The sequence below is a fragment of the Alcaligenes sp. DN25 genome, assembly GCF_023674485.1.
GTDB classification, from domain to species: Bacteria; Pseudomonadota; Gammaproteobacteria; order Burkholderiales; family Burkholderiaceae_B; genus Alcaligenes; species Alcaligenes phenolicus.
Genome location: NZ_CP098408.1, coordinates 3,181,775 through 3,195,319, shown reverse-complemented (window position 1 = coordinate 3,195,319; position 13,545 = coordinate 3,181,775). Strand labels below are relative to the sequence as shown.

Sequence of the window (13,545 nt, the reverse complement as noted above, 5' to 3'; positions counted from 1 at the left end):
AAATAAAAATCCGGTTTGCACTTGGCTAAACCGGATTTTTTTTAATATTTAATCTTTATGTTTCATTCTTCATGGTCTGGAAAGAATAAAGGGCGAAATATTGAAGTTTCCCTGTTCGCAATCAAAGACACACGCTTGGATAAATGGTTTAGTGTTGGGTTAGCCTTCGTTCATCTCCAAGGAGTCTTCTATCATGAATCACCCTGCTGGCCCGGATACGGCCGCCGTGGATCGCACTGGGCCTTCCAGTCATTATTCCCGATTGATCGAGCAAGCTCGCAAAGAGCACAGTCGAATTTGTGTGGTGGCTCATCCCTGCGATGATGTGTCCCTTGGAGCCGCCTTGCAGGCACGGGCCCAAGGCCTGTTCGAGATCGTGCTGGTTGGCCCGCAGGCCCGTTTGCATTCCGTAGCGGCAGAGCATGGTTTAAGCCTGGAAGGGGTCACCTTGATTGATACCCCCCACAGCCATGCCTCGGCAGAGCGAGCCGTAGAGGAAGTGCTGGCCGGACGTGCCCAGTTGCTGATGAAAGGCAGCCTGCATACGGATGAACTGATTCAGGCCGTGCTGTGCACCCAGGGCAAGGGCTTGCGGACTGGTCGCCGTTTGAGTCATGTTTTCATCATGGATGTGCCCAGCTATCCGGAGCCCTTGTTTGTGACGGACGGTGCCATCAATATTTTCCCCGATCTGAGCACCAAAGCGGATATTGTGCAAAACGCCATTGATCTGCACCACGGCCTGGGCTTGGGCATACCGTTGGTCGCCATCCTGTCTGCGGTCGAGCAGGTGACCGAAAAAATCCCGACCACGCTGGAAGCGGCGGCCTTGTGCAAGATGGCTGATCGCGGCCAGATTACGGGCGGTGTGCTGGACGGCCCCTTGGCGCTGGATAACGCTATCAGCCCCGAGGCGGCGCGCATCAAAGGAATTGTGTCGCCCGTTGCGGGCAAGGCGCAGATTCTGGTGGCCCCTGATCTGGAGGCCGGCAATATGCTGGCCAAAAACCTGACCTTCCTGTCCGGCGCCCAGGCTGCTGGTATCGTGATGGGGGCTCGTGTGCCTATCATTTTGACCAGCCGAGCCGATAGCGCCCAGACCCGCATGGCCTCTTGTGCGGTTGCCAGCCTTTACGCGGGTTATCTGGAACGTAAAGTTGCTGTGGAGGCTGCGCACTAATGAGCGAGCAGATTCTGGTCATTAACGCAGGCAGCTCCAGCCTGAAGTTTCACATGTACAAGGTCCAGCCGGGCGACCAGCTGGATTTTGAGTTTGGCGGTCAGGTTTCGGGCATTGGCAGTAGCCAGCCAGCCTTCAAAGTTAAAGATGCCCAGGGCCAATCCATGGTCAAGCAGGACCTGGATGGCGAGCAGGCCAAGGACCTGCATACAGCTCAGGCTTTGGTGGCGCGCTGGCTGCTGGAGCATGTGGATGGTCGACCTATTGCCGTTGGCCACCGTATCGTGCACGGGGGCGCCCGCTACGACAGCAGCGTACCCTTGACCCCGCAGGTGCTGGAGTATCTGGACAGCCTGTCACCTTTGGCACCACTGCATCAGCAGAACAATCTGGCTCCTGTTCGCGTGATCTTCGAGCACTACCCGGAAATCTTCCAGGTAGCGTGTCTGGATACGGCCTTCCATCAAGGACATGCCCCGCATTTGCAGCACTTTGCATTGCCTGGTCGGTTCTTTGAACAGGGCGTGCGCCGCTACGGTTTCCACGGCCTCTCCTATCACTATATTTCCCAGCACCTGCGTCGCGAAATTCCCGAACTGGCTGACGGGCGCGTCGTCGTTGCTCACCTGGGCTCAGGTGCATCGGCTTGCGCCTTGCAAGAAGGCCGCAGCGTTCATACCACCATGGGCTTTACGGCGCTGGACGGCTTGCCTATGGGGACTCGTCCGGGGCGTCTGGATGCCGGTGTCGTGCTGTGGATGCTGGAGCAGGGAATGGAGCACGATGAGATCCAGTCCGTGCTCTACACCCAATCCGGGCTGAAAGGCTTGTCCGGCGATCAAGCGGATATGCGAGCGCTGGAGGCTTCCGATGACCCTCGTGCCAAGCTGGCGGTGCAGTACTTCTGCTATCACACGGCAGAGAATCTGGCGGGCTTGTGCGTGGCCTTGAAGGGGCTGGACACCTTGGTGTTCACGGCGGGGATTGGCGAGCACAGCCCGTCTATTCGGGCAGGCATCGCCAGGCACCTGGAGTGGATGGGGGTGGAGATTGATCCGGTTCGCAATCAGGCAGGGGAAACCGTCATTTCGACAGGCGACAGTCGGGTCAAGGTCCTGGTCATTCCCACCAACGAAGAGCGGGTCATAGCCGAGCAGTCTCTCGCCTTGGTGAGGAAAAAGTCATAGCGCTACCGTGGCGGTTTGAAGCCCCGGCCTCAGTCCGGGGCGCGTTCCCGCGTTATTTCCGCTTGTAGCCATTGTCGAAATGCGATCAATGGTGGGTAGTCGCAGCGTCCCGTCGGACAGGCCAGGTAGTAAGCCTCCGTGTTCAGGCAGGGCGAGTCCAGAGCCAGAACCAAGTCTCCGCGACTGAGCTCCTGTTTGAACAGAAATGTGGGCAGTAAGGCAATCCCAAGGTTGGAAATAGCTGCTTGTGTAATCAGCGCAAACTGGTCAAGCAGCATGCCGTGAATATGCACGTTCTCCACGCCGTTGGCGTTGAACCAACGCTCCCAGGCATCGGGCCTTGAGACCAGATGCAGTAAAGGTGCCTTGAGCAAGTCAGCTGCTGTCTGGAACTGATAGTGCTCGCGAAGGGCGGAACTGCAGGCAGGTACCACGGTTTCTGACATCAGAAAATCCAGATTCGCCCCCGGCCAGTCGGGCAGGCCGTAATGGATGGCGGCATCCACATTTTCCATTTGAAAGTCAAACGGTTGCAGGCGCGTCAGCAGGTTAATGGTGATGCCGGGGTATGCAGCCACAAACTCTGGCAGCCGGGGGGCAAGCCAACGAGTCCCGAACGTGGGCAGGATGGCCAGGTTCAGCGTTCCGCCATGCGGATTGGCTTTGAACCCCAGGGTGGCGTTGGCAATGCGTCGAAGAGCATCGCTTAGCTCTTGGGCGTAAGTGCTACCCGCCTGAGTCAAACGAACCGTCTGGCGTTCTCTGACGAAAAGTTCCGCGCCCAATATTTCTTCCAGCAGTCTGATCTGTCTGCTGACGGCGCTTTGGGTCAGATTCAGCTCGCCCGCTGCTGCCGTGAAGCTGCCCAGCCGTGCGGCGGCTTCAAAGGCAATCAGGACGTGCATGGGAGGAAGAAAACGTTTGGGAATGGACATGCTGGTTTGCTAAGGGAAAACGTTTAGTCATTCTATTTAGGAATGACTTGAGTTGGAATCATCGTTTGACCCCTCTTGCCACTGCTCACAGAATGAGGTGCAAGTTTGCTAAGTATTTCAGGCTTATAAGATGACGGGCTTCCGCTGGCTGTGGTGTGAAGGAGTGCATACGAGTACACGGAAGTGATTCATTAATGGACTGACCTTGCCTTGTCGACAGGTCATGCAATTTGCTGGCGGTTCTATGGACACCTCTGTTTTTGTTTCTAAGGACGAAATCCGTTCCCGTTTCTCAGGCGCCATGTCGGCCATGTATCAGCAGGAGGTGCCACAGTACGGGGCCTTGTTGAGCCTGGTGCACGAGATCAATGCCAGTGTGCTCAAGCATGACCCAGCATTACGCAGCGCCTTGCAGCAGCAGTCGGAGCTGACCCGTCTGGATGTGGAGCGCCATGGCGCCATTCGGGTTGGTACAGCGGCGGAGCTCAAAGGGATTGCAAAGATTTTTGCTGTCATGGGTATGTATCCCGTTGGTTATTACGATCTGTCGGTGGCGGGTGTACCCGTCCACTCCACCGCGTTTCGCCCTGTGGACGACCATGCGTTACAAACCAATCCCTTCCGGGTGTTCACCTCTCTGCTCAGACTGGAGCTGATAGAGGATGCGAATCTGCGAGCGCAGGCAGCTGCAATCTTATCGCAACGGACTATTTTTCCCTCAGGGTTGCTGGAGTTGGCGGAACAGGCGCACATGTCTGGTGGCCTGACCGAACTGCAGGTCACGGAGTTTGTGGCTGCCGCCACCACTGTTTTTCGCTGGCATCGCCAGGCGACTGTCGATCAGGACACGTATCGCAAGTTGCATGAGGCCCATCGTCTGGTGGCCGATATTGTTTGTTTCAAGGGCCCCCATATCAATCACCTGACTCCCAGAACCCTGGATATTGATGCGGTACAAGAGGCCATGCCGCAATGGGGGATCCCTGCCAAAGAACTGATTGAAGGTCCACCGCGCAGGCGCCATCCCATCTTGTTGCGCCAAACCAGTTTCAAAGCCTTGGAGGAGGAGATTGAGTTTGCCGGTCAAGCCAGGGTAGGGTCTCATACCGCACGTTTTGGTGAGATAGAGCAACGTGGCGTGGCTTTGACCCAGGCGGGCCGGGCACTTTATGACTCCTTGTTGGCTCAAGCCAGAGATGCCGGGCAGCAAGCCGCTACTACACAGACGTATGCCGAACGTCTCCAGCACGTGTTTGCTCAGTTTCCAGATGACAGCGATGAAATGTACGAGCGTGGGCTGGCTTTTTTTCGGTTTGAACCACGGGATCCTGCTATCTGGCAGCAGGAACTGGCTGCCGGCCGGCCCTGGAACCTGCCTGATTTGATCAAGCGCGGCGTAGTCGCATTGACCCCCATTACTTACGAGGATTTTCTGCCAGTTAGCGCGGCGGGGATTTTCCAGTCCAACTTGGGGGATGCTGAACAGAGAAACTATGTATCGCAAGCGGCTCGGTCTGAGTTTGAACGCGATCTGGGTGGCCCCGTGCTGGATGAAATTGAACTTTACCGCGCTGCTCAGATGCGTTCCGAGCACGCCTTGCAGCAACGTTTTCTGGCGGAGTCGAGGTCATGAACGCGGACGGGCGCAGCCATGGACTCTGGCAGGCATCAGCTCCAGCCCCTCTGGTCTGCGAGCGTTTACAAGGCCAAGTCCAAGCGGATGTTGCGGTTATTGGCGCTGGGTTTACCGGCTTGTCCGCGGCCCTGAATCTGGCACAGGCTGGAGCGCGGGTAGTGGTCCTGGAAGGGGCGCAGATCGGCTTTGGTGGATCGGGACGAAATGTGGGGCTGGTCAATGCTGGCTTGTGGATTGAGCCAGAGACGCTGCTCAAAACATTGGGTTCTTATTACGGGGACCGCCTATTGCACTTGTTAAGCGGGGCGCCGGCTGCTGTGTATGAATTGGTAGCCCAACACCGGATTGATTGTCAGGCCGTGCAGAATGGTACTTTGCACTGCGCGGTCGGCGCGGGTGGCCTTCGCAACATCCGGAAGCGTTGGCAGCAATGGCAAGCTCTCGGGGCGCCGGTGGAGTTGCTCGATCACACACAGGCTACGGCGGCAACGGGAACCACCGCCTATGCGGGTGCCTTGCTGGACCGACGCGCGGGCACGCTCCAGCCTTTAGCCTATGTTCGAGGACTGGCGCGGGCAGCGATCACGGCGGGGGCCCGCATTTGCGAGCAAAGTGCCGTCAGGCGGGTTGAGGATGGTCGCACGCACTGGGTGTTGCAAACGCAGGATGGGGAGGTGCTGGCACCTTGGGTCATTGTGGCGACCAATGCCTATACCAGCGATATCTGGCCAGCCTTGCCCGCAGAACTGGTGCGTCTGCCTTATTTCAATGTGGCCACGCAACCGCTGGATACTGCACTGCGCGCCCAGATTTTGCCGGGGGGGCAGGGTGCGTGGGATACGCGTTCGGTTTTGTCCTCGTACCGCTTCGATCAAGCCGGTCGCCTGGTGTTTGGCAGTGTGGGGGCATTGCGCGGACGCGGACAAGCAATACATAAGGCGTGGGCGCAACGCGCATTGCAGCACTTGTTTCCGGCCTTGAAGCACGTGCAGTTTGATTATGAATGGTATGGCTGGATAGGCATGACGTCTGATGCCGTGCCCCGCCTGCATCAACTGGGGCGACAGGTCTTGTCATTTAGCGGCTACAACGGGCGTGGCATTGCTCCTGGAACGGTCTTTGGACGTGAGCTGGCGCATCTGGTTCTGGGGCGGATCAAGTTGGAAGAGCTGCCTTTACCGCTGTCTCCGCTCAAGTCGGTCCCATGCAAGTCTGGGAAGGAGGCAGTTTATGAATATGGCGCACAGTTGGCGCATCTTGTCGGTGCCCGCAGCCCCCAGGGGCGGCGTCGGTCTTGAGGACAGACTTTTTTTAAGGAATGGGCGTGTTTCTGAAAGCCGATATTCCGCATTTTTTATAGGGTACAGGTATGACTTACACAAGCATGACGCAGACAAGCGAACTGGCACATTCCACCCTGGCCCAATTGGGTGTGACGGCTGCGCTGGATGTTCAAGGGGGAATGTCGGTGCGCTCGCCTATCGACGGGGGCATTCTGGCCCATCTGCGGCCTCACAGCAGCGAGGAGCTTAGCAAGGCGATTGCTCGTGCCCATGATGCCTGGCAGGTGTGGCGTACCGTGCCTGCGCCGGCACGAGGTGAGCTGGTTCGACTGCTGGGCCAGGAGCTGCGGGCCCAGAAGCAGGCTTTGGGCCAGTTGATTTCCCTGGAGGCTGGAAAGATTACGAGTGAGGGCTTGGGTGAAGTCCAGGAAATGATTGATATCTGCGACTTTGCGGTGGGTTTGTCCCGACAGCTCTACGGTTTGACAATTGCCTCTGAGCGGCCGGGTCATCGCATGCTGGAAACCTGGCATCCATTGGGAGTGGTCGGGGTGATCACCGCTTTTAATTTTCCCATGGCGGTGTGGGCCTGGAATACTGCGCTGGCCTTGGTGTGTGGCGATGCCGTGATTTGGAAGCCCTCCGAAAAAACACCCTTGTCCGCCCTGGCGTGCCAGGCTGTCTTTGAGCGGGCAATGGCGCGGTATGAGGCCGGGCCGGCGCACCTGAGCCAAGTGCTGATTGGTGGGCGCGAAGCCGGAGAGCTACTGGTTGATGATCCCCGGGTGGCGCTGGTGTCGGCCACCGGCAGCACACGGATGGGTCGGGAAGTGGGGCCTCGTGTGGCGCGTCGTTTCGGGCGCGTTTTGCTGGAACTGGGGGGCAATAATGCCGTTATTGTCACGCCTAATGCGGATCTGGATCTGGCGGTCCGGGGGATTGTCTTTGCGGCGGTCGGGACGGCGGGGCAGCGCTGTACAAGTACACGACGCTTGATTGTGCATCGTAGTGTCAGTGAGCAACTGGTAGAACGGCTCAAGCAGGTGTATGGCAAGCTCAGGATTGGCAATCCGTTGCAGGAAGGAACGCTGCTGGGACCTTTAGTCGATCGGGCCTCTTTTGAGGCGATGCAGACCGCACTGGATGCGGCGCGTGCTCAAGGGGGGCGGGTTAGCGGTGGAGAGCGGGTGCTGGAGGATGAGTTCGCATCGGCCTATTACGTCAGACCAGCCATCGTGGAAATGGACAGCCAGACCGATACGGTACGGCAGGAAACCTTCGCACCTATTTTGTATGTGCTGCGCTATGAGAACCTGTCCGAGGCACTGGCGCTGCAAAACGATGTTCCGCAAGGCCTGTCGTCCGCCATTTTCAGTAATGACTTGCGTGAAACTGAGGAGTTTCTGTCGGCCAGCGGTTCGGACTGCGGTATTGCCAACGTCAATATTGGTACTTCCGGGGCGGAGATCGGTGGCGCCTTTGGTGGGGACAAGGAAACCGGCGGGGGGCGCGAGTCCGGTTCCGATGCCTGGCGTGCCTATATGCGCCGGGCGACCAATACCATCAACTACTCCCGAGAATTGCCATTGGCTCAGGGGGTGAAGTTTGACCTTTGACGCTGCCTGAGCGTTCGGACGGAGGGTCCTAGCCGATGATCGGCCGGGCCTGGCTGTTGGGTGACGTGCGCCTATAGCAAGCGAAGCATATCGTCGGGGCGCCCCGGGCGGGTCAGAACTGCCCCGCCATTGAATAAAAAGCGAGGAGACAATAATGACCATGCCTGAACAGGCAGGCCAGGGTGCGCTCGCGCACGGCCTGAACTCAAGACAGATGTCCATGATCTCTATCGCGGGGATCATTGGTGCCGGACTGTTCATTGGATCAGCCAATGCCATCGCGAAGACCGGGCCGGCAGCGGTACTGTCCTATATCTTGACGGGAGCATTGGTGCTGCTGGTCATGCGGATGTTGGGCGAGATGGCTGTCGCCAATCCTGATAGTGGCTCATTTTCCACCTATGCCGCGCGGGCGATCGGGCCCTGGGCGGGATTTTCCATTGGCTGGCTGTATTGGTGGTTCTGGGGCTTGATCATTCCCGTTGAAGCCATTGCCGGGGCCTATATCTTGCATCAATGGATGCCGGGTATCCCTTCGTGGCAGTTTTCCATTGTCATCATGGTCGCCTTGTCGATGACCAATCTGTTTAGTGTCAAGAATTTTGGCGAGTTTGAGTTCTGGTTTGCCTTGATCAAGGTGCTGGCCATTATTGTGTTCATTGTGGCCTGTCTCTGCGCCCTGACCGGCTTCTGGCCCTGGGTTGACGGGGGGAAGGTGCCGATGATTCCCGTGTTCAGCAACTTCGCGCCGCAAGGCATGGGCGCCGTGTTGGCGGGTATCCTGATTACGATGTTTTCATTTTTTGGGGCGGAGATCGTGACGATTGCCGCCGCCGAAACTGATAACCCGCAGGAAAAGATACGTAAGGCGACCAATCTGGTGGTCTACCGTATTTCCCTGTTTTATGTGTTGTCGATTTCCTTGATTGTGCTGATCGTCGGTTACGACGATCCCAGGCTGATGCAGGTAGGGTCATTTCAGCGCACGCTGGAAGTTCTTCGCTTGCCTGGGGCTAAGCTAGTTGTGGATGTAGTGGTACTGATTGCGGTGACTTCCTGCATGAACTCCGGCTTGTATACGGCCTCTCGAATGATTTATTCCCTGTCCGTCCGTGGTGATGCTCCTGCTTGTATTGCCAGGGTATCGTCCAAAGGTGTGCCTTATAACGCCGTACTTGTATCGACCTTGGCCGGTTTTGCAGGCTGCCTGGTGAACTATCTCTTGCCTGGACAGGTGTTTTCGTTCTTGCTATCCACAACGGGTGCGATTGCCCTGATCGTTTATTTGGTGATTGCTGTGTCCCAGCTACTGTTGCGTCGCCAGGCAGAAAACTCAGGCATAGATTTGCCATTCAAGATGTGGTTTTTCCCCTGGCTGACTTATCTGTCCATCGTGCTGATCTTGGCGGTGCTGGTGTATATGGCGATGGTGGAGGCGTACCGCTATCAGTTAGCCATGACTTTGGGTGTGAGCGCGTGTATTGTGCTGGCGGCATTAATGAGGCTCAGGCGCAGTTCAGCACGGGGCCGGTCTGTCAGGCAGCAAGAGGCGTCGTGATCTTATACGGTGCCTGCGGCAAGACGTGGGTCTGCCGCAGGCTGTTCTTTATACGCGCTTCTGGACCAGACCAGCAGCCACGGTCTGGTTCGTGCTGGGGTCAATCAGGATGAAAGAGCCCGTGCTGGAATGATCCTGATAATCGTCCAGCAACAGTGGGTCACGGCTGACCAGGCTGACACGGCCAATATCATTCAGGGATAAGCTGCCAGTGGCTTGCTGCTCTTGCAGGCTATGTACATCGCGCAAGGCATGAACGGCTTGCACCTTGGCTTGGGTCAGGCGTGTGCCTTGTTTTAACCAGTAAGAGCGGGTGGTGTTCAAGGCCTGCTCGTCCAGCCAGCACAGCTGCGCATCAAAGTGTTTGCTGGTGCTTACTTCTTCATGGGCCAGTGTCAGCAAATCGCCCCGTGAAATGTCCAGTTCACGGTCCAGCACCACGGTCACGGCGTCCCCGTCGCTGACAGAAGTTTGTTCCGTACCCGCGCGAAACAGCTGTGTGATCACCGCCGTTTTTCCGCTAGGCCACACCTGAACGCTATCGCCCACCTGGATACGGCCGCCACTGAGCTGACCGGCGTAGCCACGGAAGCCATCAGCACGGCTGCCGCCATGACGCGCCACCCATTGCACAAACAAACGGGCAGGGCGCTGAATGTTCTCGCGCAGATCCAGCGATTCCAGCAAAGGCAGCAGTGGCAAACCTTGATACCAAGGCGTGTGTGGCGAAGCCCGGGTGATGTTCTCGCCCTTCAGGGCCGAGAGCGGAATGATGTGAAAGTGCTCAATCCCCAGCTGGGTAGCCAGTTGGCGATAGGCTTCATGGATACGGTCGAACACGGCTTGGTCCCAATCGACCAGGTCCATCTTGTTCACCGCCACCACGATATGGCGCAGGCCCAGCAATTTGGCAACCGTGCTGTGGCGCTTGGTCTGGGTCAGCAGTTCACCGTCCTTGGCGCGGTGCGCATCGATCAGAATAATGGCGGCCTGGGCGGTGGAGGCCCCCGTAATCATGTTGCGGGTGTACTGCTCGTGACCGGGGGTATCGGCCACGATGAATTTGCGTTTGGGGGTCGCGAAGTAGCGATAGGCCACGTCAATCGTGATGCCTTGTTCGCGCTCGGCTTCCAGGCCGTCGGTCAGCAGGGCCAGATCGGGTTCGGCGTCCTCGCCACGCTTGTATTTGGAGCGCTGGATGGCCGCAATCTGGTCGGCAAACACGCCCTGGCTGTCTACCAGCAAGCGGCCAATCAAGGTGGATTTTCCGTCGTCCACGGAGCCAGCGGTAATCAGACGCAGCACGCCTTGATCGGCAGCCTGCAGCCAGGCGTCATTGACTGTGTTCATTAGAAATATCCTTGTTTCTTGCGGTGTTCCATGGAGGCTTCGGACGTCTGGTCATCCATGCGGGTGGCGCCACGCTCGGTAATGGTGGCCAAGGCGGTTTCAGCAATAATGTCTTGCACGGACGCGGCGGTAGAGAGCACCGGGCAGGTGCAGGAAATATCGCCTACGGTGCGGAAACGCACATCGCGCCATTCAGAGGTTTCCCCATCCAGCAAGGGAGTCAATGGCGTGATGGGTACGATCAGCCCCTGACGCTCCACCACTTCGCGCGAGTGGGTGTAGTAGATGGATGGCAGATCAATGGCCTCACGCTGGATGTATTGCCACACGTCCAGCTCGGTCCAGTTGGAAATCGGGAAGACGCGCAGGTTCTCGCCCTTGTGAATACGGGTATTGAACAAGTGCCACAGCTCGGGGCGTTGCGCTTTGGGGTCCCATTGGCCGAATTCGTCGCGAAAAGACACGATACGTTCTTTGGCGCGGGCTTTTTCTTCATCACGGCGGGCGCCACCGAAACAGGCATCAAAGCCAAACTCGGCAATCGCTTCCAGCAAGGTGACGGCTTGGGCACCGTTGCGGCTGGCGGTTTCATTGCGCAGCACCACGGTGCCGCGCGCGATGGAATCCTCCACGCTGCGCACAATCAGTTCGGCGTTCAGCTCGGCGGCGCGGCGATCCCGAAATTCGATCACTTCCGGGTAATTGTGGCCGGTGTCCACATGCATCAAGGGAAACGGCAGCGGGCCGGGCGCAAAGGCTTTCTGGGCCAATTGCAGCAGCACGGCGGAGTCCTTGCCGCCGGAGAACAGCAGCACGGGTTTTTCAGCTTCAGCCGCGATTTCACGCAGAATAAAAATGGCCTCGGCTTCCAGCCAGTCCAGATGAGTACGGGTAGAGAGTGGTTCGCCCATGGGGTTCCTTCAGGTGTTGACACTGCTATTCAGATTGCTGGCATGCAGGCCGCATTCCAGGCTGTCGCGCTGTTCCCACCACCAGCGCCCGGCGCGCACGTCCTCACCGGGGCGAATGGCGCGCGTACAGGGCTCGCAACCTATGGAGGGGTAGCCCTGGTCGTGCAGCGGGTTGTAGGGGATGCTCAAGCCACGGATCACGGCCCAGACATCGTCCTGAGTCCATTCGATCAAGGGATTGAATTTCTGCAGCCCAAAGACGCTGTCGTATTCCTTGCTGGACAGTTCGGTGCGGCTGGCTGTTTGTTCGCGGCGCTGACCGGTAATCCAGGCTGATCGGCCTTGCAAGGCACGACGCAGTGGCTCTACCTTACGGATCGCGCAGCATTCCTTGCGTAGCTCCACACTTTCGTAAAAAGCGTGTGTGCCATGAGTGCTGACGTGTTCCTGCACCCGGTCCGGATCCGGGTGAAAAAACAGGATGGGGCGTTCGTAGTGCTGCTGGATGTCCCGCCCCAGCTGCAAGGTCTCTTCGTGCAGACGACCAGTATCCAGGGTGACAGTTTGCAACTCGGGGGTGTAGATGGACATGGCATGAAACAGCACCATGTCTTCCGCAGCCAGGGAACTGGCCAGAACGGCATCCGTGTGTTCGCGCGCGATGTATTGCAGATCGTCGCGCAGCTGTTTCCACAGCATTAGTGGCCGGGCGCTCAGGGCAAGCGCGGCAGGGGCTTGGGCGGGCATGATCAGATGTCCTTGCGGCAATACCAGTACCGGCCCTGCTCAAAACGGAGTCACGTGGGCCGCGCTATCGCCTTTACATGGTTCATGAAGTGATGAGCCAGTGTGCTTGCGCGAGCCCTCGCTGGGAACGAAGTATTAGTTAGGTGAATATGCCCTTGCTGTATTTAGCCGCCTTGTCATTGTGTTTTCAGGCCCGTCGGCTGGCGGCAATAATGGCGATGATGACGATGCAGGACAGCCAGGTCAGCAAGTCCACTTGCTCGCTTAACCATACTGCCGAAATCAGCACGGTCAGGAAGGGTTGGGCCAGTTGTACCTGACCAATACGGGCCACACCACCCATGGCCATGGCCTTGTACCAGGGGAAGAAACCCAGCAAGGAAGAGAACAGGGCCAGGTAGAGCAGAGCCATGACAGATTGGGAAGAGGGCATTTCTGTCATGGGAAAAGTCAGCCACAGGGTGGCAGGAATGGTCAGCGGCAAGCTGGCTGCCAGGCACCAGCAGATGGTGCGCCAGCCACCCAGGGTACGGGCAACACGCCCCCCTTCGGCATAGCCTACGCCAGACATGAATACCGCCAGAGCCAACCAGATATCGCCGGTTTGCAGGGCGCCTTCACCGATATAGAAAGCGTAGAGCAGCACCAGTACGGCACCCAGCAGGCTCAGCATCCAGAAGCGGCGGCTCAAGGGTTCACCGCTGCGGGCGGAGGCAACAATGGCGGTGGCCAAAGGAATCAGCCCGCTCAATACGGCCCCGTGCGAGGAAGGCACGGTCTGCATGGCAATCGAGGAAAACACGGGCCAGCCTACGATCACACCTGTACAGGACAGGGCAATCCCGCGCCATTCCGACGCAGTGGGGCGACGGCTGCGGGTTGCCAGCAAGATGATGGCCGCAAACACCCCCGCGATACTGGCTCGTGCCATTCCGACCAGCCAAGGGTCAAAGCTTTGCACCGCCAGCCGTGTCATGGGCAAGGTGAAGGCAAAGACGGTAACCCCGATAAAAGCGTAGAGATAGATCAGCAATGCTGGGGCGGTACTGGGCATGGGAAGACTGGTGCTGCGGCTCATGAAAATCACCACGGATAAGAAATAGGTTTATCACAGCTTTGAGCTTAAAATAAATAAACAATAC

11 protein-coding genes are annotated in these 13,545 nt (G+C 57.9%); 6 read left to right on the top strand and 5 right to left on the bottom strand.

The window, feature by feature from the left end; translation table 11 throughout:
* The first annotated feature begins 193 nt into the window (after window positions 1-193).
* Window positions 194-1,180, top strand: a complete 987-nt coding sequence (locus NBV64_RS14860; protein ID WP_250756037.1) for a phosphate acetyltransferase — start codon at window positions 194-196, stop codon at window positions 1,178-1,180.
* Window positions 1,180-2,367 carry an acetate/propionate family kinase gene (locus tag NBV64_RS14855; RefSeq protein ID WP_250756036.1) on the top strand — a complete coding sequence of 396 codons (1,188 nt, stop codon included), beginning with the start codon at window positions 1,180-1,182 and terminating at the stop codon, window positions 2,365-2,367. Before NBV64_RS14860 ends, NBV64_RS14855 begins: the two co-directional genes overlap by 1 nt.
* A 29-nt stretch (window positions 2,368-2,396) precedes the next feature.
* Here the strand turns inward: NBV64_RS14855 and NBV64_RS14850 are convergent, their stop codons facing one another.
* Window positions 2,397-3,302 (bottom strand): LysR family transcriptional regulator, encoded by a 906-nt coding sequence (locus NBV64_RS14850; protein WP_009454819.1) that lies wholly within the window; start codon window positions 3,300-3,302, stop codon window positions 2,397-2,399.
* A 244-nt stretch (window positions 3,303-3,546) separates the two neighbouring features.
* Here NBV64_RS14850 and hglS point away from each other — a divergent pair, with 244 nt between their 5' ends.
* From hglS to NBV64_RS14830, 4 genes are all read left to right on the top strand, one after another.
* Window positions 3,547-4,935: a 2-oxoadipate dioxygenase/decarboxylase HglS gene (gene hglS, locus NBV64_RS14845; protein ID WP_031232389.1), complete on the top strand. Its 1,389-nt coding sequence runs from the start codon at window positions 3,547-3,549 to the stop codon at window positions 4,933-4,935.
* Window positions 4,932-6,236, top strand: coding sequence for an NAD(P)/FAD-dependent oxidoreductase (locus NBV64_RS14840; protein ID WP_250756035.1), 1,305 nt, complete (start codon window positions 4,932-4,934; stop codon window positions 6,234-6,236). Before hglS ends, NBV64_RS14840 begins: the two co-directional genes overlap by 4 nt.
* Window positions 6,237-6,307: 71 nt before the next feature.
* A complete protein-coding gene (gene amaB, locus NBV64_RS14835) occupies window positions 6,308-7,837 on the top strand; it encodes an L-piperidine-6-carboxylate dehydrogenase (RefSeq protein ID WP_152978308.1) in 1,530 nt (509 codons plus the stop codon).
* A 154-nt stretch (window positions 7,838-7,991) separates the two neighbouring features.
* Complete coding sequence (locus NBV64_RS14830; RefSeq protein WP_009454829.1) at window positions 7,992-9,395, top strand: amino acid permease; 1,404 nt, start codon at window positions 7,992-7,994, stop codon at window positions 9,393-9,395.
* A gap of 48 nt (window positions 9,396-9,443) precedes the next feature.
* On the opposite strand, the gene NBV64_RS14825 is transcribed toward NBV64_RS14830, so the two are convergent.
* The 4 genes from NBV64_RS14825 to NBV64_RS14810 form a co-directional block, all read right to left on the bottom strand.
* On the bottom strand, window positions 9,444-10,745 hold the full coding sequence (locus NBV64_RS14825; RefSeq protein ID WP_250756034.1) for a sulfate adenylyltransferase subunit 1: 1,302 nt from the start codon (window positions 10,743-10,745) through the stop codon (window positions 9,444-9,446).
* Window positions 10,745-11,656 (bottom strand): sulfate adenylyltransferase subunit CysD, encoded by a 912-nt coding sequence (cysD, locus tag NBV64_RS14820; RefSeq protein WP_009454833.1) that lies wholly within the window; start codon window positions 11,654-11,656, stop codon window positions 10,745-10,747. Before cysD ends, NBV64_RS14825 begins: the two co-directional genes overlap by 1 nt.
* Before the next feature lie 9 nt (window positions 11,657-11,665).
* On the bottom strand, window positions 11,666-12,403 hold the full coding sequence (locus tag NBV64_RS14815; protein ID WP_153230905.1) for a phosphoadenylyl-sulfate reductase: 738 nt from the start codon (window positions 12,401-12,403) through the stop codon (window positions 11,666-11,668).
* Between the two features lie 187 nt (window positions 12,404-12,590).
* Window positions 12,591-13,481 (bottom strand): DMT family transporter, encoded by an 891-nt coding sequence (locus NBV64_RS14810; RefSeq protein WP_026485485.1) that lies wholly within the window; start codon window positions 13,479-13,481, stop codon window positions 12,591-12,593.
* Between the last annotated feature and the right edge of the window lie 64 nt (window positions 13,482-13,545).